Here is a 19,053-nt window from a genome sequence, read left to right as displayed (position 1 = left end):
CTGAGCCGGCGCCCCGTCAGCTCCTCTCCTTAGCAGGCGATATCGCCCCCAGAGCGCGCCGGCACGCCCGCAGCAGCGCCTCGTCGCCGTCCACGCCATGGGCACCGCGGCCGCCGTCGGCATCCCGGCGGTGGTCGAGGCGGCGGGCCTCGGCGAGTTCGGCGCGCAGCAGCGGCACCGCCGCCCCGGCCGCCGCCCCCATCTCCGCCAGACAGCCGGCGATCGGCCCGCGGGTGCCGAGGTCCCGCTCCCACTCCCGGCACAGGACCGGCAGGACCGCCTCCCCGTCCCCCGCCGTCCGCCACAGGGCGATCGCGGCACCGGCCCGCGCCCGCGGCTCCCCGCCGCACAGGGCCAGTTCGCGCAGCCTCGGTCCGGCCTCCGCCGCGGCGGGACCGATCCTCCCGAGCACGGAGGCGGCCGACCGCCGGGCCCGGTCGTCCTCGCCGCCGAGCGCGGCGCGCAGAGCGGGCAGGACGGCCTCGGCGTCCCCCTCGGCCGCCCACAGCGCCGCCGCGGCGTCCACGGCCGTCCCCGGCTCGGACAGCAGAGCCCGCAGGTCCGGGGCGGCCCCCTGCGCGGCGGGCCCGAGGGCCTCGACGGCCCGCAGGGCCGCCCGGCGGATTCCGGCGCCCCGCTCCCCCGGCATCCCGCGCGAGCCCCGCAGCACCCGCAGCACCTCCGGAAGGACATCGGCCGAACCGAGCGCGGCCGACCAGGCCAGCAGGGACGTCAGGGCCGGGGCGTACGCGGCCTCGCCGGGCGGCGTCTCCGCCAGCCTCCGGCGCAGCAGCGGCACCAGCGGGGCGGCGCGGTCGCCGAGGCTCCCCATCGCCCCGCCCAGGCCGTCGGGGAGCCGGGGCCGCTCCAGCACGGCGGCCAGGTGGGGCACGGCGCGCGGATCGCCCAGCCTGGCGAGCGCCGTCAGCGCGTCGCCGACGCTCGCCGTGCCGCTCGGCCGCACCACGACGCCTCCCCCCGGTTCCGCCGCCACGGCGGCCGCCAGGTGGTCGGCGGCGGGAGCCGCCCGTTCGCAGAACTGCCTCAGCACGGAGGCGGCGGCTCCCCTCAGCTCCGGATCGGCGAGCTCCCGGCCGACCGACTCCACCACCTCCTCGTGGGCGCCGCGCCATTCGCGCACCAGCCGGGAGGCCGCCCACAGGGCGTTCACGCGCTCGCTCCGGTCGCGGCCGCGGAGCTGGTGGAGGACCAGTTCCGTCCGCTCGGCCACCCGGTCGCCCAGGAGGTCGTGGAGGACGCGCAGCAGGAACACGGTCTCCGTGGCGACGAGTTCCGCGTGCTCCACGGCCTCCCGCTCCTTTGCCGGTCCGGCGGACGCGTCGCCGGCGGGCGGCTGTTCGCGCACCCGGTCGAGCAGCCCGGCGACGGTGGGCACGACCCCGGCGGGCAGCCGTTCGGGAGCGTGGGACAGCAGCCGGGAGAGGGCCGCGAGCCGCTCGACGGGGTCGGTGCCGCGGCGGAACAGCCCGTCGAGCAGCATCAGGGCGTCGCCGGCCGACCCCGGGTGCCGCCGGACGACCGCCTCCACCGCGTCCACCAGTGCCAGGCGCGCCCGGGCGTCCCGCTCCAGCGCCAGCCTCTCCCCGAGCACCGACAGGACGCGCGCCCCGTCGCCGTGGAACAGGGCCAGCGCGAAGGGCGCCTCCCGGCGCACGCCGGGATCGGGGTCGTCCACCAGGGAGAGGAGGACGTCCGCCCCGGCGCGGACGGCGGTGGCGGCCTCCCGGAGCATGGCCCGCCAGGCACGCGTCCCCTCGTCGTCCCAGTCCTCCGCCGCGTCGTCCTCGTCGTAGGGGTCCTCGTCCCCGATGTCGACGAGCAGGCCGACCAGCTCGCCGCGGTCGCCGACGGCGGGGTCGGCGACCAGTTCGAACAGGAAGGGGACGCAGGCGATCGTCGAGTCGTGGACGTCCCCCTGATGTCGCACGGCGCGGCGCAGCCCGTCCAGGGCCGCCGCGCGTTCCTCCGGGTCGCCGGAGGCGAGTCCGAGCAGCAGACCCGGCACGCCGTCCGCCGGACCGTCCACGCACTCCAGCGCGCTCCAGTCGGTCTCCCGCAGCCTCGCGAGCACGGCGTTCCTCCTGCTCCGGTCATCGGTCACGGGGAGTCTGCACCACGCCACCGACAGCGGTCGGCTCCACTGGTTCGCTTGGCACACTTTTCTGGACGTCCAGGGCCGTCCGGGCACGGCACGGGCCGTGCGGTGGCTCCCCGGCGCCGGGGAGCCACCGCGCCGGGCGGGGTCTCAGGTTCCGTTCCCGGCGCTCCGGCCGGCCGCCGCGGGTTCGCCCGTGCGGCCGTTCCGGCGGCGCAGGACCGCCCCCAGCACCGTGTCGAGCACGAGGAAGGCCAGCAGGGGGATGCCCAGCAGCGGTACGAACCAGCCGACGGCCGCCGCCCCGGCCGCGAGCGGCAGGAGCAGCCGCGGCGGCGCCTGCCGCCAGGCACCGCGCGGAATCGCGCGGCCGAAGGCCCGGCCCCGGCCGCGCTGCCACCACATGCGGTAGCCCCACAGGATCAGGAAGACCAGTGCGAGGGCCAGGGCGGCCAGGACGGCCTGGTTGGCGACGCCGAACAGCGTGCCCATGTGGGCGTCGATGCCCCAGCGGGTCAGCTTGGCGAGCAGGGGGTGGTCCTCGAAGCGGACGGTGTCGGTGACCTCGCCGGTGGCGGGGTGGACGGCGACGGCGTCCTGCTTCTCGGGCCAGCTGCGCTGGATCTGCCTGACGGTGTAGGCGGTTCCGGGCTCGGCGGGCGGGACGATCTCCACCGGGTCCGACAGTCCCTGGGCCCGGGCGGCGGCCAGGACCGCGTCCATGCCGACGTCACCGGAGGAGTGCCCGGGGGCTTCCGTGCCGCGGTCCGCGCCGTGCGCGCCCTTGTGACCGGCGTGCTCGTCGGCGCCGTCGCCGTGTCCTCCGCCGTGCCCGTCGCCGTGTCCTCCGTCGAGCGCGATGCTGACGACGGGGGTGGACTGGCCGATCGCCTCGCGCAGTTCGCCGATGTTCGCCCCGGCGTACGCGGACCAGGTCAGGCCGGTCGCGGAGAGGAAGAACAGCCCGAGGGCGGCCCAGGTGCCGACCGCGCCGTGGAGCGAGCGGCTGCGTCTGCGGCCGGTCGCCGCGCGGTCGGGCAGGAGGAGCGAGCGCGTTCCGCTCCGGGTGCGCCTGCGGCCGAGCCACAGGACGAGGCCGCCGCCCGTGATCACCCACAGCCAGCTGGCGGCGAGTTCGCTGTAGAGGCGTCCGGGTTCTCCCAGGTGCAGGTCGCGGTGGAACTCGTCGATCCAGGTTCGCAGGGGCAGGGCGCCGCTGGAGCCGTACTGCTCCAGCGCTCCGCGCACCTCGCCGGTGTAGGGGTCGACGAAGACGGCGAGGGTGCGGCCCTCTTCCACGCCGGGGACGCCGGAGAGCAGGACGCGGGTGGTGGCCCCGGCCTCCGGCGAGGGGCGGACGGCGCTGACGGTGCCCTCGGGGTGGGCCTCGCGGGCGGCCTCCACCTGCCGCGAGACGGGCAGTTCCCCCTCCCCCACCGGGACGCTCAGCTCGTGCCGGTAGACGATCTTCTCGGCCTGGAGGGAGCAGGCGTACAGGAAGCCCGTCAGGGCGGCCACCAGCAGGAACGGCGCCACGAGAAGCCCGGCGTAGAAGTGCAGGCGTAACACCAGCGGTCTCAGGGACGCTCGCCCCGGCCGTCCCCCGGCGTCCGTTCCGGGGGGCGGAGGGGCCGCCACGGCGGCGGTCTCCCCGGGGGCCCCTCCGGCGGGGGCGAGTGGTTCGGTGGACATGGCGTCCTCCTCCATCGTCGGCGGTCACCGGCCCGGCGGTCGCCGGCCGGCCGTTCCAGGTGGTCGGACCGGCGAGGGGCCGGGTTCCACGCGGCAGGTGTGATGTGCGCCACACGCCGGGGTGGCTCCGTCGTCCTCGTTCCGGTTTCTGTCCACCGCGCCGGGCGGGTGCGAGGATGAGGCCGCCATGACCGTCGGTGGGTGTTCCCGCGCGTTACGGGCCGCGGTGTTCGCGGCCGTCTGCGTGCTGCTCGCCGCCGTCGGGCACACGGCGGCGTCGGGTTCCGCCGTCCCCCGGTGGGTCCTGGCCGCCGGCGCGGTGGCGGCCGGCGGTACCGCGTGGTGCCTGGCGGGCCGGGAGCGGTCCCCGTCCGGTGTCGCCGTGTTCTCGGTGTCCCTCCAGACCGTGCTGCACTGGGCCTTCGTCCTGGCGCAGGCCGTCTCGCGGGAGCCGCACCCGGCGGTCCACACCGCCGCGGCCGGTCACGGCACGGGCGGCGCGTCCCCGTTCGGCATGCCTGCCGTCCACCTGGCCGCCGCGCTGGTGTGCGGGATGTGGCTCGCCCGCGGCGAGCGGGCCTTCTTCCGGATCCTGCGGTCCGTCGCCGGATGGCTGGCGGCTCCGCTGCGCCCGCCGGGGCGCCCGTGCCCTCCGTCCCCACGGCTCGTCCGCCTCCGCCCGGCCGGTTCGAACGCCGTGCCGCCGCTGCTCCTCCTCGCCCACACCCTCGTCTCCCGGGGACCGCCGGCCGGACCGGCCGGCGGCTGACGGCCGCCTCCCGTACCGCCGAGGCGGCGATCCACCCACCCCCCACGCCTCGGACCCCGGCCTGCCCTCCGGCATGTCCGAGGCCTCCCGAGAAGGACACCCGGTGACGAATTCCGCTCCCCCCGTCCCCCCTCCCCCTTTCCGTTCCGCCCATGACGACGCCGTCACGGCGTGGGCGCTGGCCGCCCGCGGAGGCGATGCCGAGGCCGTCGAACGGTTCGTCCGCGCCCTGCGCTCCGACGTCCGGCGCTACGTGGCCCGGCTGAGCGAGGATCCGCAGGCCGCGGACGACCTGGCCCAGGAGACGTTTCTGCGGGCCCTGCGCGGCATCCACCGCTTCGAGGGCCGTTCCTCCGCGCGGACCTGGCTGCTGGCCATAGCCCGGCGCGCGGTGGCCGACAGCCTCCGCCACGCCGCCGCCCGGCCCCGGGCGGCGGGGACGGACGACTGGCAGCACGCGGCCGAGCGGGCGCAGCCACCCGGCCTGCCCGGTTTCGAGGAGGGCGTCGCGCTCGCCGAGTTGCTGGACCTGCTCCCGGCCGAGCGCCGCGAGGCGTTCCTCCTCACCCGGGTACTGGGCCTGCCGTACGCCGAGGTCGCGCTGCTCACCGGCTGCCCGGTGGGCACCGTCCGCTCCCGGGTCTCCCGTGCCCGCGCCGCCCTGGCAGGGCTGCTCCGGGCGGCCGAGACGGCCGCTCCCCGGCCCGCGGCCGGGGCGGCCGGAAGGGCCGGCGGCAGCGGTTGAGGGGCCGTCCACCGACGGGCCCCGTCCCTCCGCCGCTCGCCCCTCGCCCGCCCCGGGCGGCGCGCGGGCACCGACCGGGCGGGCGCCGACCGCTGTGCCGGGGTGTGCCCCGGGACGGCACGAGCGCCGGGCGGAGTGCACGCTCGTGCACGCGGGCCGGCGGGGCGCGACCGCGGCGAACGCCCGTGGCCGCGTCCCCGGCTTCCGGGTTCCGGACGGGCGGCCCGCCGGCACGGCGGGCCGCCCGGAGCGCGGCCGTCCCCGTCACTCCCCCCGGGAGCCGGCGATCTGGTCGGGCAGCCCGGGGTCGGGCTGGGGGATCTCCCCGAAGTCCTCGTCGTCGCCGGTGACGCGCAACCGGTTGACCACGGCCTCCACCGCGGGCGGCAGCCGCAGGCGCCGCCCGCGGTGGCACTGGCGGAGCAGGTCCCGGCGGACCGCTCCCGGCAGGAGGAAGCCCTTCGGCTCCGGCGCGGACGCGGCGGAGGCCCGGCGCGCGTTCCCCAGCCGGGCCGCCTGGTCGCGCCAGTGGTCGGCGTCCCGGAACTCCGCGAGGCGCCGGTGGTGGAGGTAGAGGCAGAAGGCCGCGGTGCGGCTGCCGCCGCCGGCCGCGAACTGCCACCAGAACTGGGCGGCCTCCCGGTGGCCGACCAGGTGGAGGAGACAGGCGAAGACCAGGGCCCCCTCGGGTTCCGCGCGCCGGCGGTCGACCAGCCGCGCGAGGCTGTCCGCCGCCCCGGGGGCGCCCACGACCAGGGAGACGGCCAGGTCGAGGTCGTGGGCGGCCTGTTCGTGGACGGTGCGGTACCGCCCCCCGGTCCGCGGCTCGGACACCGGGGGCGGTGCGGACGGCGGCACCGGGAGCCGGGGACGGGCCGGACCGCGGGCGATGCGCTCGCGGGCGGCGGCGGAGTCGTAGTCGCCGTACTCGTCGTCGAGGATCTCCGCCTCCTCCAGCAGCGCGTCGATCGTCCGGTGCTCGTCGGTGCCGCGCACTTACCGCTCTCCCGTCCTCTGGTCCCGTCGCAGGTTCAGCCGGGCCGCCAGTTTCCTCTTGGCGTGCCGTACGTGCGACCGCAGGGCGGCCCGGCCGCATCCCAGGTACTCGGCCACGTCCTCCTCGGCACATCCCAGGACGTACCGCAGGACGATGATGTCGTGCTGCCGCTCGGGCAGCTCGGCTATGGCCGAGTACAGGCCGATCCCCCTCTCCAGCGCGGTGTACTCGTCGTGCTCGCCGTGCGCGCCGGCCCCGTCCGGCTCGCCCCGCCCTCCGTACTCGTCCCGCAGTTCGGGCAGCAGCCGGGCGGCGCAGGCCGCGTCGAAGGCGGCCGTCTCCGCCAGGGCCGGTTCCCGGCCGTGCTCGGCCAGCCAGCCGTGGATGTGCTCCTTGAGGACCGCCCAGGCGTACGCGGGGACGGACTCCTGTTCCAGTGCGTGGTTCCAGTCGTGCAGCAGTGCGCGGCAGGCGGCCTCCACGACCGCCTCCGCGGCGGCCGGGCCGCCCACCTGGGTTCGGGCGTACCGCAGCCACAGTCTGTGGTGGTACTCGTGGAAGGCGTCGAAGGTCAGGGCCATCCGCCGGTGGGAGGTGTGCGAGTGCGGGTGGTCGTCGTCCACGTCGGTGGGGACGTTGTCGGGTGTGTTCACCGCGGGTTGTTTCCGGCTCCGTGAGTCTGCTGGTCAGGTCGTCGTTCACGGGTGTCCTGTCTCGCCGGCCGCCGTGGCGTTCCGCCACGGGGACGGCCGCCGGGACGAGGGCTCGGCCTCCGCCCGCCGGCCGGTCGGATCGTGGACGGTTCCGGAAGCGGTTCTCGCGAAGAGCATGCCCGGAACGATGACGCGATTACCCTCATGGCCGGTGGAGGGAGACGGTACAGTACACGGTCGGCTTCCAACTGACTATGCCAATAGGGCAGTTGGCTTCGCCTGACCGGCCGTCCCCGGCCGCGCACGGCACGGAGCAGGACCACGGCAAGAGGCTGGGACAGCGGCAGACCGACGCGGAGGGCGGGATCGGCGTGTCAGACACAACGGCCGACGACGGCGTGATCGACCTGGAACTGGACCGGGCGCACTCCGCCCGCATGTACGACTACTACCTCGGCGGCCACACCAACTTCCCCGCCGACCGCGAGGCCGCGGGGCGGGCCATGGCCGTCTTCCCCTCGCTCCTGGTGACCGCCCGCGCCAACCGGCGGTTCATGCACCGCGCCACCCGCCACCTCGCCCTCGGCGGGATGCGCCAGTTCCTCGACGTGGGCACCGGCATCCCCACCTCCCCCAACCTCCACGAGGTGGCCCAGGAGGTGGCGCCCGAGTCGCGGGTGGTCTACGCCGACAACGACCCCATCGTCCTCGCGCACGCCCAGGCCCTGCTGCGCAGCCACCCGGCCGGACGCACCGCCTACGCCCACGCCGACGTCACCGACCCGGCCGCGCTCCTGGCCGCCCCCGAGGTCCGCGAGACCCTCGACCTGGAGCGGCCCGTGGCGCTCAGCCTCAACGCGCTGCTGCACTTCGTGCCCGGCCGAACCCGCGCGCACGAGATCGTGGAGTTCCTCAAGGACGCCCTGCCGTCGGGCAGCACCCTGGCCATCAGCCATGTCACGCCCGACTTCGACCCGGAGGGCATCGCCCGCCTCGTCGAGGCCTACCGCGCCGCGGGGACGCCGGGGCAGGCCCGCACCTGGGAGGAGTTCACCCGGTTCTTCGACGGCTGGGAGCTGCTGGAGCCCGGCGTCACCACCTCCCACCGCTGGCGGCCCGACGCCGGGGACGAGTTCGGCGGGGTCACCGACGCCGAGGCCGCCTGCTACGCCGCGGTCGCCCGCAAGCCCTGACCGCGCCCCGGCCTCCGTGCCACCCCCGGAAGGGGTGACGGCACGCACCGTTCCACCGCGGCCGGGAGTTCGTGGGAGGCTGGGAGTCCGAGCACGGAGGGGCGGGGCCGAGGAGGTTCGGAAGTGATCGTCCAGAGCGCCGGCGGGAACGCCGGGCGGCAGCCCGCCGACGAGGCGGAGAGACTGCTCCGCGAACTGCCCGACATTCCCGACGCGGGGATGTACGTGGTGGACGACCAGGGGCGGATCGTCGGGACGAACCCCCGGGCCGAGACACTGCTCGCCCGGTCCGCCGGCGAACTCCTCGGCCAGGACGCCCACAACCTGCTGCACCGGGACGGCCGGGGGCAGACGGTGCCCCGCGCCCGGTGCCTGATGATGCAGGCGTTCCTCAGCGGCCGGACGGCGCAGGGGGAACGCGAGTGGTTCGAGCGCGGGGACGGCTCCCTGCTGCCGCTGTCCTGGCTGATCACCCCCTGCCGGATCGGCGAGGGCGTGAGGGGTGCCATGGTGGTGCTCCACTCGCCCGGCCCCGCCGAGGCCGCCGGGCCGGAGCCGGGCGGCCCCGCGGCGCCGCTGTCGGAGCTCGACCGCCTGGCCCTGCTCGCCGAGACCACCACGCGGCTCACCTCCACCCTGGACGTCGAGGAGGCGCTGCGCCGACTGCTGCACCTGGTGGTGCCCCGTCTGGCGGACTGGGCGGTGGTGGACCTGATCTCCGAGCAGAACGAGGTGTGGCGCACCGCCGTGGTGCACCACGAGAACGGCGTCCTGGTGGACCGGGAGGACCTGGCCGGGCCGATGCCGCCGGTCCCGCAGGATTCCCCGATGCCCCTGTCGCGGGCGCTGCGCGGGGCGGCGTCGGCGCTGGCGGGCCCCGAGGACTACCAGGGGCCACCGGATTCGGCCGTCGCGGTCGTGCAGCGCGAGCTGTTCCGGGAGACCGGCATCCACTCCGCGGCCATAGCGCCGATCCGCGGCCTGCGGGAGGTGCTCGGGGCCCTGACCCTGGGCCGCTCCGAGCAGCCCCGGCCGTTCGCCCCCGCCGAGCTGTCCCTGCTCGACGACATCGCACGCCGGGCCGGGCTCGCGCTGGACAACGCGCGCCTGTACCAGCGGCAGCGGCGGGTCGCCGAGACCATGCAGCGCCATCTGCTGCCGCAATTGCCCCGTGTGCCGGGGCTGGAGATGGCCGCCCGTTACGTGCCGGCCCCGCACTCCTCCCAGGTCGGCGGTGACTGGTACGACGCCTTCATCCTCCCCAACAGCGTGACCGCCCTGGTGATCGGCGACGTGATCGGCCACGATCTGGACGCCGCGGCCGGCATGGCGCAGCTCCGCAACATGCTGCGGGCCTACGCCTGGTCCCACCAGGAGCCTCCCAGCAGGATCGTCGACCGGCTCGACCGGGCGGTGGCCCGGATAACCGAGGCGTCGATGGCCACCCTGGTCTTCGCCCGGCTGGAGGACACCGGGGACCGGCGGTGGCGGCTGCGCTGGACCAACGCCGGCCATCCGCCGCCGCTCCTGGTCTGCCCCGACGGGCGGTCCCGCTTCCTGGAGGCCGGGCACGGCCTTCTCCTCGGCACGGGGATCACCCCCTCCCGCTCCGACGCCGTCGCCCTGCTGCCGCCCCTGTCCACCGTGGTGTTCTACACCGACGGTCTGGTCGAGTCCCCCGGCCGCTCCATCGACGAGGGGCTGGACCGGCTCCGGCGGCACGCCGCCGCGCTGGCCCAGCGGCCCCTGGACGTCTTCTGCGACCGGCTGCTCGACCGCACCCGTCCCGCCGACAACGACGACGACGTCGCCCTGCTCGTCCTGCGCGTGCCCGGCCGCGACTGAGGCCCGGCGCCGGGGAGTGGAAGCCCCGGGGCCGGCCGGGGCGGTCAGTCGGGCCGGGACGGCGAGGGGACGGCCTCCTCCTGTGCCGCCTTCCCCGGGGCCTCCTCCTGGGCCGCCTCTCCGCTGTCGTCCGGGCTGTCGTCCGGCCTGGCGGCCTCGGCGGGGCGCAGGAGTCCGGCCTTCCAGACGGCGACCAGGCAGAGCGCCACGGGCAGGAAGAAGGTCAGGTTGAGCGGGACGAGGTGGGTCAGCGGCCCGATGACCGCGGGCCCGGCGAGCATGCCGAGGTAGCCGAGTCCGGCGACGCGGGAGACGTTGGCCCCGGCGGCTTCCCGGTCGGCGTGGCCGGCGGCGCTGAAGAGCTGCGGGACGCTGCCGGACAGGCCGATGCCGAACAGCGTCCAGCCGGCCAGGGCCAGGGGGATCCACGGGGACAGCGCCGCCGCCGTCAGGCCGAGCGCGGCCGTGGCGGCGCCGTAGCGGACGACGGCCACCGGGCCGAAGCGCGCGACCGTCCGGTCGGTCAGCAGGCGTCCGACGGTCATGGCCGTGGCGAAGGCCCCGTAGGCGAGGGCGGCGGTGGACTCGGGCGCGTCCAGGACGTCCCGCAGGTGGAGCACGCTCCAGTCGTTGGCCACGCCCTCGCTCAGCATGAGCATCAGCGCGAGCACGGCCAGTGCCCAGATGTGGCGGGGCGTCCTGCGCCGCCCCTTCTTCTGCCCGGTGGCGGCCTCGGGCGTGCGGACCGGTTCGGGGCGCAGCAGCGCGGGGACGGCCGTCACGGAGACGAGCAGGCCGAGGACCGCCATCGCGCCCAGTGTCGTCGCCGGGCTCCAGTCCCAGCCGAGGGTGCGGGCACCGACCAGTGAGGCGATGACGCCGCCGACGGAGAAGGCCGCGTGGAAGGCGGACATGACGGGCCGCCGGTAGCCCCGTTCGACCTGGACGGCGTGGGCGTTCATGCTCACGTCCAGGCAGCCGTTGCCCATGCCGAACACCAGCAGCGCCGCCCCCAGCGTCCAGGCGTCCACGGCCAGGCCCGGCAGGACCAGGGTCGCGCTGCACAGCGCCGCGCTGGCCGGTACGACGGCGCGCGCGCCGAAGCGGTCGGCGAGCGGGCCGGCGATCTGCATGCCCGCGAAGGCCCCCCCGCCGAGCAGGAGCAGGAGCCAGCCGAGGACCGCGTGGTCGACGCCCACACGGTGCTCGACGGCGGGGATGTGGACGATCCACATCCCCAGGAGGAAACCGTTCAGGACGAAGTAGACGAAGGTGGCCAGCCGGGCGGCCCGTAGGGTTCTTCTCACCGGACGAACATACCCAACAAATTTTCTGTTCGTAAGGTCGATCTACGCACAGTGATGCTGTTCAATGTGCGCATGGCAAGCGCGGACCGACTGAGACGGATCACCGAGGCCGTGCGCGAGGCGGGACGCGTCGGCGTCGCCGAGCTGGCCGAGCTCACCGGCGCCTCGGAGATGACCATCCGCCGCGACCTGGAGACCCTGGCCGCCCAGGGCGTCCTGGAGCGCTACCGGGGAGGGGCGAGGAGCCTGCTGCTGCGCGGGGAGGAGCCCCCCTTCGCGCTGCGGGCGCAGGAGGGCCAGGAGGTCAAACGGCGCATCGCCGCGGAGGTCGCCGGGCTGCTCGCCGACGGCGAGTCCGTCGTCCTCGACAGCGGCACCACCTGTCTGGAGGTGGCCCGCGCCCTCGCGCACCGCCGCCTGACCGTGATGCCGCTCTCCCTCCACGGCGCCAACGCGCTGACCGGGTCGCCGCACCTGACGCTGCTGGTTCCCGGCGGCCGGCCCCGGCCGGGCGAACTGGCCCTGACCGGGCCGCTCACCACGGCGTCACTGGCCGCCCTGCGCTTCGACACGGCCGTCATCGGCTGCTGCGGCCTGACCGCCGCCCATGGACTGACCGCGTACGACCTGGACGACGCCACCGTCAAACGCGCCGCGATCGAGGCCTCCCGCCGCGTCGTGGCCGTCGCGGAGGCGGCCAAGTTCTCCCGCACCGCGCTGGCCTTCGTCGCCCCCGTCTCCGCCCTGCACACCGTCGTCACCGACGCCGCCGCACCCGACGACGAGACCGAGGCCCTGGCCGCCGCGGGCGTGACCGTGAGGAAGGTGTGAGCACGCGGCCGGGCACGGCCCGGCGGCTCAACGCCCGGGCCGCCGGCCGGACCGCGCGGAGCCCCGAAGCACCGCCGGCCGCGGCGAAGCAGCCGTGTCGGCCGTGCCGGCGGACGTGGCCGCGCGCATCCCCACCAGCACCATCCGCAGGGCCCGTTCGGTGGCGTCGGCCAGGAACTCCCCGCCGCGCTGCAGCGCCTCCGCCAGGGTGACCGGAGCGGGCAGGATGCCGCTCCACGCGTCCACTCCCGCGCCGCGCACCTCGTGGGCGCCTTCCCCGAGGGTGCCGGCGAGGGCGAGGACCGGCCGCCCGGCGCGCTTGGCCCGGCGGGCGACCTCGGCGGGGACCTTGCCGCGCGGGGTCTGGCCGTCCAGCGCGCCCTCGGCGGTGAGCACCAGGTCGGCGCGGGCCAGCCGTGCGTCCAGGTCCACCCGGTCGAGCAGCACGTCGAACCGGGGCGCCAGTGTCGCGCCGAGCGCGGCGAGCCCGGCGCCGAGTCCGCCCGACGCGCCCGTGCCCGGTCCCAGCCGCAGGTCCGTCCCGGCGGGCGCGAGGTCTCTCTCCAGCACCGCGGCCCACCGCTCCAGTCCCGCCGCCAGCTCCTCCACCTGCGCCGGGGTCGCCCCCTTCTGCGGTCCGAAGACGCGTGCCACGCCGCGCGGCCCGCACAGCACGTTGAAGGGGTTGCAGGCCACCAGGATCTCGGTGGCCGCCAGTCGCGGGTCGAGCCCGGAGGCGTCGATGCGCCGCAGTCTCACCAGTTCGCGTCCTCCCCAGGGGAGTTCGCGTCCGTCGCCGTCCAGGAGGCGGGCGCCCAGGGCCTGGAGCGCCCCGGCGCCGCCGTCGGAGGTGCCCGAGTCCCCGCAGCCGACCAGGATGCGCCGGGCGCCCTCGTCGAGCGCGGCGCCGATGAGCCGGCCGACCCCGTGGGTGGTGGTGGCGCCGGGGTCGCGCAGCGTGGGCGGCACCAGGGACAGCCCCGCCACCGCCGCCATCTCCACCACCGCGGTGCCGTCGGGCAGCAGCGCGATGTGACTCGTCAGGGGGGTGCCGACCGGTCCGGTGGCGCGGACCGGCAGCAGCCGTCCGCCGCTCGCGGCCGCCAGTTCCTCGGCGGTGCCCTCGCCCCCGTCCACCAGGGGGATCAGGTCCAGGGACGCACCGGGCAGCACCCGGCGCACCCCGGCCGCGATGGCCTCGGCGGCGGCTCGGGCGGACAGCGACTCCTTGAAACCCGACGGGGCGATGGCGATGTGGCGGATCATCGAGGACTCCTTGGCACGGGCGTCCCTGGGGACGCGGCGGAAAAGGCGGTGAAGCGGGGGGACGGGAACGGGAGAAGGCGGGGAAGCGGGTGAAGCGGGGAGGGCGGAGGTACGGGAGGGCGGGGTCAGGGGACGGCGACGGCGACGCCCAGCGCGGGCCAAACAACCAGGGCGAACAGCAGCACCAGCGCCGCGCTCAGCGGGGCCAGCACCACGGCCACCCTCAGCAGGTCGCGGGGGGTGTAGGTCGGCGTCCCGGCGGGGAGGTCGGCGAAGAGCGCGACCGGTTTCGCCGAGGCGGGCAGCGTGTGGCAGAAGCCCGCGGCGGCCGTGGAGGCCAGCGCCGCGGCCACCGGGTTCACCCCGGCCTCCGCCGCCGCCACGACGACCAGCGGCACCAGCACCGCGGAGCGCGCCGAGCGGGACTGGATCAGCAGGTGCGCGGCGGTGCTCACCACGACGACCGCGGCCAGGAACAGCCACGGCGGCACGTCCCCGGGCAGTCCCCGCGTCAGCCAGTCCGCCGCGCCGGAGTCCGCGAGCGCCACGCCCATCGCCATCGTGGCCGCCATGAACAGCAGCAGCGACCACGGCACGGTCCTGAGCGCGTCCTTCAGCCGTACGGCGCCCAGCGCGGGGGAGGTGGCGACGACCGCTCCGATTAGGGCCACCACGGCCGGGGGCACGCCGTGCAGCGACTCGCTGCTCCACAGCGCCACCACCGTGGCCAGCAGCAGCGCCACCCGGCTCTCCCCCGGGGAGAGCGGCCCGGTGACCGGGTGCCCGCTGTGCGCCTGGACGTCCTCGGCCGTGATCCGGACCGGTCCGCGCCGGTCCTCGCGCCGGGTCATGACCAGCAGCACCACCTCGGCCGCGGCGTGCGAGGACACCACCGCGAGCGGAAGTCCCAGCAGCAGCCACTCGGTGAAGCCGATCCGGACGGCGGTGGCCTCCTCCAGCACCGAGACCGTGATGAGGTGCGCGCCCGCCCCGATCAGCGTGGCCACCGCCGACAGCAGGATGACGGCGGGGAAGAGCAGGGCCAGCATGACCACCAGCCGCCTGCGGTCCGCCAGGACCTTCGCCATGGCGAGGAACACCGGCAGGGCGAGCGCGGCCCGGCCGGAGGTGGACGGCACCGCGAAGGCCGTCGCCACCAGCGCCGCGGTGGTCAGGTGGACCAGTTGGCGCACCGACCTCGCCCCGGTGACCAGGAAGACCGCGCCCCGGCCCGCCAGCCCGCTCCGCGTCACCGCGGCGGCCAGCACGAAGGCGCAGATCAGCAGCCAGACGGTCTCGTCCCCGAGGGTGCCGAACAGGGTCTCGCTGCTGATCACGCCCGCCGAGGTGAGGGCCAGGCCGGCGCCGAGCGCGATGTAGGTGTCGTCGATCCGGGTGCCCACCCACGCGCAGGTGGCGAGGGCGAACACCGCGAGGGTGATCCGCGCGTCACCGCCCAGACCGGGCAGGGCCGTGGGAACGGCGAGCACGGCGATCAGGCTCAGCGCCGCGCAGAGGGTCACCGCGTGCCGGGGCGTCAAGGTCATGCCCCAAGCGTCCGAGGGGGCGGTGAGCGCTCCGTGAACCGCCGATGAGGGAAATTTCACCTGATGGCGGGTCACCGCCCGGTACGCGGCGGAGGACGGGGTCAGTCCCGCGCCAGCCGGTAGCCCATCCCCCGCACCGTCTCCACCACGCCCTGGCCGAGCTTCTTGCGCAGGGCCCGGACGTAGACGTCCACGATGTTGGAGCCCGGGTCGAAGTCGTAGCCCCACACGTGGGAGAGGATCTGCTCCCGGGAGAGCACCTGCCCGGGGTGGCGCAGGAACAGCTCCAGCAGTACGAACTCGCGGGACGTGAGGTCCACCGTGCCGCCGCCGGCCCGCGCCCGCCGGGTGCGCAGGTCCAGGTCGACGCCCGCGCCGCGCAGCACCGTCACCTCCGGCGCGCGTGCCGCGGTGCGCATCCGCAGGCGGACCCGGGCGAGCAGTTCCTCGAAGCGGAACGGCTTGGTCATCCAGTCGTCCGCGCCGCCCTCCAGGCCCGCCACCGTGTCCCGCACCGAGTCGCGGGCGGTGAGGACGATGACCGGCACCGTGACACGGGCCTCGCGCAGCTCCCGCAGCACGGTGAAGCCGTCCCGGCCGGGCAGGCCGATGTCCAGCAGCACCAGGTCGAAGCCGCCGGTGCGCGCGTAGTCGTACGCCGTGTCGCCGTCCCGGGCGATGGTCGTGGTGAATCCGTTGGCCCGCAGTCCCTTGTCGACGAAGGAGGCGATGCGCTCCTCGTCCTCGACGATCAGAATCCGGCTCACGGTGCGTCTCCCGGCCTCTCCAGTACGAGTGTGAACGTCGCGCCGCCGCCGGGAGTGGTGTCCAGGTCCACCCTCCCGTGGTGGCCCTCGGCGATGGCCCGCACGATCGACAGGCCGAGCCCGGCCCCGGAGCCTCGGGCCCCGCGCCGTGCCGTGCCGCGCCGGAACCTCTCGAAGATCACTTCGCGGTCCTGCTCCTGCACGCCCGGGCCCGAGTCCGCCACGTACAGCTCGACGCGCGTGCCCGCGCGCCGGGAGCCGATCCGCACGGTCTGGCCCGCGACGGTGTGCTGGACCGCGTTCTGGGCGAGCTGCACCATCGCCTGGGTGATCCGCTGCTCGTCCAGTTCCACCTCGCCCTCGCCGACCTCGGGAAGCTGCCAGTCGCGGTCCCCCAGAGCGCGCACCTTGACGAAGATGTCCGCGGTGAGTTCCGCGAGCTGCACCGGTTCCGGTCTCAGGAAGTCCGGCCGCTCGGCCTTGGCGAGCAGCAGCAGGTCCTCCACGATCCGGCTCATCCGGTCCAGTTCGTCGGTGACCAGCCGGACGGTCTCCTCCCGTTCGGCCGGATCGTCGCCCATCAGCTCCAGGTGGCCCTGGACGATGGTGATGGGGGTGCGCAGCTCGTGGCCCGCGTCGTCCACGAACTCCCGCTGGGCGGCGAACGCGCGCTCCAGCCGGTCCAGCATGGCGTTGAACGTCACGGTCAGGGCCGCGATGTCGTCGGTGCCCTGGACCGGTATGCGGCGTGTCAGGTCCTGCTCGGTGATCTCGGCGGCCGTGCTGCTGACCACCCGCACGGGCCTGAGGATGCGCCCCGCGATCGCCCAGCCGATGCCGGTGGTGAGCACCAGGGCCACTCCGGAGGTGGCGAGGAACATGGTGAAGATCTCGTTCGCCCGGTGCTTCTCCGACGCGGGGTGGAAGGCGACGACGAAGGCCGCCGCGGGGTCGGACCGCACGGCGACCTTGGCCCAGCGCACCTCGCCGGAGGAGCGGTCGAGGGTGCCGGTGGAGGCGCCGGAGGCGAAGATCTCCGCGAGGGCGCCGTCCTCGGCGAGCGGGGAGGCGACCGGGGCCGTGCGGGCCTGGGTCTTGATCGCGGGTTCCGCGCCCTCGCGGGCCACCAGGCCCAGGAGCTCCTCGTCGGGGTCGGCGTACTGGCGCTGGAGGAAGACGACGAGCAGCCGTTCGGGGCTGGTGAACCGCCGCCCGGTGTCCGGGTCTATGCCCTGGTCCACGAAGTTGGCGAACTCCTGGGTCTCCTGGGCGAGCAGCCGGTCGACGCGGTGGTCCACGTCGCGCAGCAGCACCGACCGGGTGGTCAGGGCCACCGCCACCAGGGCCACCGCCATCACCACCAGCAGCCACAGGAGGATCCGGACCCGCGCGGAGATCCTGGGTCGGTCAGTCGTCACCCGGTCCGTCGTCCTCGTCGTCGTCCGCGCCGTCGTCCGCGCCGTCGTCTCCGTCGTCCGCGCCCGGGGAGGCGGTGGTTCCGCCGTCCCGGCCCTCCGCGTCGTCCGCGCCGTCGTCGGCAGTGTCGTCGGCAGTGTCGTCGGCGTCGTCGGCGTCGTCCTGCGGCCGGGGTGGGACCGCCTCGTCCTTCGGCTTCGGGGTCGACGTCGGTTCGGCCGTCGGTGTGCCGCTCTCCATCCGCACCTCCGCCGGGGCCTTCTCCGTCGGCGGGGCGTCGGTGAGGGCATAGCTGGTCGCGGCGATCCCCAGCGGGATCGCGACGACGGCGGCCAGGGTGAGGGCTCGCTGCTTCAGTGGCATGGGAAGCAGTCTCGGCGCCCCGGGACCGCCCCCGCATGAAGGACGGATGAGGAGATCCTCATCTTCGGGCGGCACGGCGGGGCGGGCACCGTCGCGGGGGTCACGGCTCGGCCCCTCCTTCCGTCGTACGGCCTCTCCTCGCCACCTTAACGAGGCCGTGCGCACGGCCGTGGCGGGGGCCCGCCCCCCACCGGGGCGGGCCCCCGCCACGGCCGGGGAGCGCGGGTCAGGACTCGCAGGTGGCGCCGACGGCGGTCACCAGGAACTCGTGCGCGGCCTTCTCGACCTCGGGCGGGCCGGTGACGCCGGGCACGGTCAGCGTCCAGGCGAAGGTGACCTGGCGGCTGCCGTCGGGCGAGCTCCACGACTGCGTCCGGTACCCGAACCCGTTGCCCATGTTCCCCCACAGCAGGTCGCCGGGCTCGGCCGGGCAGAGGTCCCCGCCGCCCATCACGCCCAGCCCGTAGAAGTCGCCGGGGCCGTCGAGCGTGCGCATGTCCGCCAGGCGGGCCGGGGAGAGCAGGGTGCCGTCGGACAGCGCGCGGAAGAACCGGTTGACGTCGCCGGTGGTGGACACCACGCCCGCGGCGGCCCCCCACACCGACGGGGTGTACACCGTGGTGTCCACCAGCCGCCCCCGTTCGTCCTGCCGGTAGCCGCGGACGTGCGGACCCGCCACCAGGGGACTGCGGACCGGGTACGAGGTGTGCCTCATGCGGGCCGGCCGGAAGACGCGCCGGGCCAGCTCCTCCCCGACCGGCCGGCCGGTCACCTCCTCCACCACCATGCCGAGCAGGACGTAGTTGGTGTTGGAGTAGTCGAACCCGCCCACCGGCTTCCGCGGTTCGCCCGCGGCCAGCCCGACCAGTTCCCGGGGCGTGAGGCGGCGGAAGCGGTTCCTCTCCATCTCGGCGTCCGACCCGGTCGGGTACAGCGGGCCGAAGTAGTCGGGGATGCCGCTGGTGTGGTCGAGCAGCCGCCCGACCGTGACCGCTTCGGTGGACGGCAGCAGGCCGGGCAGGTGCTTCTCCAGCGGGTCGCCCAGGGACAGCCGCCCCTCGTCGACGAGTTGCAGCACCACCGTCGCCACCATGGCCTTGGTGACGCTGGCGATGCGGTGGCGGTCGCCGGGGCGGGCCGCCCGCCCGGTGCGGATGTCGCGTACTCCGCTCGCTCCCGACCACACCCGGTCCCCGGCGCGGACCTCGGCCAGGGCCGCCGGCGCGCCGGCGGCGGTCAGTCCGTCCAGTGCCTCCTGGAGGGCGTCGGCGTCCGGCACGGACGCCGACGACGCGGGGGCGGTCGCGGGAACGGGTTCGGGCGCGGTCGCGGAGGCCGTCCCCGGGGACGTGGTCAGCGCCGCCGCGAGAATCGTCAGAACGGTGATGGCGCGGGCTCTCAACTACGCTTCCCCCTTTGTGAGTTGGTCGCCCGACCCTATCGGGTCGCCGTTCGGCGGCGAGTCGGCGGCCGTCTGCGGCGGGGGCCGGTCCGCGGGGCGGTCCGGGCCGGGCGGCGGCGGACCGCCGTATGCACACCACGCACC

The 19,053-nt window shown here is 75.7% G+C and carries 16 protein-coding genes; 5 read left to right on the top strand and 11 right to left on the bottom strand.

The window, feature by feature from the left end; all coding sequences use genetic code 11:
* Positions 1 to 16 precede the first annotated feature (16 nt).
* Together ABD358_RS22045 and ABD358_RS22040 are read right to left on the bottom strand one after the other, a co-directional pair.
* Positions 17 to 2,122, bottom strand: a complete 2,106-nt coding sequence (locus ABD358_RS22045) for a PBS lyase (protein ID WP_344632843.1) — start codon at positions 2,120 to 2,122, stop codon at positions 17 to 19.
* Between the two features lie 144 nt (positions 2,123 to 2,266).
* A complete protein-coding gene (locus ABD358_RS22040) occupies positions 2,267 to 3,808 on the bottom strand; it encodes a PepSY-associated TM helix domain-containing protein (protein WP_344632842.1) in 1,542 nt (513 codons plus the stop codon).
* Between the two features lie 187 nt (positions 3,809 to 3,995).
* On the opposite strand from ABD358_RS22040, the gene ABD358_RS22035 reads away from it, so the two are divergent.
* Positions 3,996 to 4,577, top strand: a complete 582-nt coding sequence (locus tag ABD358_RS22035) for a hypothetical protein (protein WP_344632841.1) — start codon at positions 3,996 to 3,998, stop codon at positions 4,575 to 4,577.
* A 73-nt stretch (positions 4,578 to 4,650) separates the two neighbouring features.
* Positions 4,651 to 5,322: a sigma-70 family RNA polymerase sigma factor gene (locus ABD358_RS22030; protein ID WP_425576384.1), complete on the top strand. Its 672-nt coding sequence runs from the start codon at positions 4,651 to 4,653 to the stop codon at positions 5,320 to 5,322.
* Positions 5,323 to 5,586: 264 nt separating this feature from the next.
* Here ABD358_RS22030 and ABD358_RS22025 read toward each other — a convergent pair whose 3' ends face one another.
* Together ABD358_RS22025 and ABD358_RS22020 are read right to left on the bottom strand one after the other, a co-directional pair.
* Entirely contained in the window at positions 5,587 to 6,318 is a 732-nt protein-coding gene (locus ABD358_RS22025; RefSeq protein ID WP_344632839.1) for a hypothetical protein, read from the bottom strand.
* Entirely contained in the window at positions 6,319 to 6,972 is a 654-nt protein-coding gene (locus tag ABD358_RS22020) for a sigma-70 family RNA polymerase sigma factor (protein ID WP_344632838.1), read from the bottom strand.
* A 371-nt stretch (positions 6,973 to 7,343) separates the two neighbouring features.
* On the opposite strand from ABD358_RS22020, the gene ABD358_RS22015 reads away from it, so the two are divergent.
* Both ABD358_RS22015 and ABD358_RS22010 read left to right on the top strand, forming a co-directional pair.
* Entirely contained in the window at positions 7,344 to 8,165 is an 822-nt protein-coding gene (locus ABD358_RS22015; protein ID WP_344632837.1) for an SAM-dependent methyltransferase, read from the top strand.
* Positions 8,166 to 8,291: 126 nt separating this feature from the next.
* Positions 8,292 to 10,010 (top strand): PP2C family protein-serine/threonine phosphatase, encoded by a 1,719-nt coding sequence (locus ABD358_RS22010; protein WP_425576388.1) that lies wholly within the window; start codon positions 8,292 to 8,294, stop codon positions 10,008 to 10,010.
* Positions 10,011 to 10,054: 44 nt separating this feature from the next.
* Here ABD358_RS22010 and ABD358_RS22005 read toward each other — a convergent pair whose 3' ends face one another.
* Positions 10,055 to 11,317: an MFS transporter gene (locus ABD358_RS22005; protein ID WP_344632836.1), complete on the bottom strand. Its 1,263-nt coding sequence runs from the start codon at positions 11,315 to 11,317 to the stop codon at positions 10,055 to 10,057.
* Positions 11,318 to 11,389: 72 nt separating this feature from the next.
* Between ABD358_RS22005 and ABD358_RS22000 the strand changes: the two genes are divergently transcribed.
* Positions 11,390 to 12,148 (top strand): DeoR/GlpR family DNA-binding transcription regulator, encoded by a 759-nt coding sequence (locus ABD358_RS22000; RefSeq protein WP_344632835.1) that lies wholly within the window; start codon positions 11,390 to 11,392, stop codon positions 12,146 to 12,148.
* A gap of 27 nt (positions 12,149 to 12,175) precedes the next feature.
* Here the strand turns inward: ABD358_RS22000 and ABD358_RS21995 are convergent, their stop codons facing one another.
* The 6 genes from ABD358_RS21995 to ABD358_RS21970 all read right to left on the bottom strand — a co-directional run bounded on the left by ABD358_RS21995 (position 12,176) and on the right by ABD358_RS21970 (position 18,909).
* Positions 12,176 to 13,414: a glycerate kinase family protein gene (locus tag ABD358_RS21995; RefSeq protein ID WP_344632834.1), complete on the bottom strand. Its 1,239-nt coding sequence runs from the start codon at positions 13,412 to 13,414 to the stop codon at positions 12,176 to 12,178.
* A gap of 125 nt (positions 13,415 to 13,539) precedes the next feature.
* Positions 13,540 to 14,961, bottom strand: a complete 1,422-nt coding sequence (locus ABD358_RS21990; protein ID WP_344632833.1) for an SLC13 family permease — start codon at positions 14,959 to 14,961, stop codon at positions 13,540 to 13,542.
* 101 nt (positions 14,962 to 15,062) lie between these two features.
* The gene (locus ABD358_RS21985; protein WP_344632832.1) at positions 15,063 to 15,728 is read right to left on the bottom strand and encodes a response regulator transcription factor; all 666 of its coding nucleotides are present in this window, start codon (positions 15,726 to 15,728) and stop codon (positions 15,063 to 15,065) included.
* Positions 15,725 to 17,146 carry a sensor histidine kinase gene (locus tag ABD358_RS21980; RefSeq protein ID WP_344632831.1) on the bottom strand — a complete coding sequence of 474 codons (1,422 nt, stop codon included), beginning with the start codon at positions 17,144 to 17,146 and terminating at the stop codon, positions 15,725 to 15,727. The genes ABD358_RS21985 and ABD358_RS21980 overlap by 4 nt, the downstream gene beginning before the upstream one ends.
* Entirely contained in the window at positions 17,136 to 17,507 is a 372-nt protein-coding gene (locus ABD358_RS21975; RefSeq protein WP_344632830.1) for a hypothetical protein, read from the bottom strand. Before ABD358_RS21975 ends, ABD358_RS21980 begins: the two co-directional genes overlap by 11 nt.
* A 226-nt stretch (positions 17,508 to 17,733) precedes the next feature.
* Positions 17,734 to 18,909: a serine hydrolase domain-containing protein gene (locus tag ABD358_RS21970; protein WP_344632829.1), complete on the bottom strand. Its 1,176-nt coding sequence runs from the start codon at positions 18,907 to 18,909 to the stop codon at positions 17,734 to 17,736.
* Positions 18,910 to 19,053: the final 144 nt, after the last annotated feature.

Source organism: Streptomyces glaucosporus (genome assembly GCF_039533345.1).
Taxonomy (GTDB): Bacteria; Actinomycetota; Actinomycetes; order Streptomycetales; family Streptomycetaceae; genus Streptomyces; species Streptomyces glaucosporus.
This window is presented reverse-complemented; position numbering and strand designations above follow the sequence as displayed.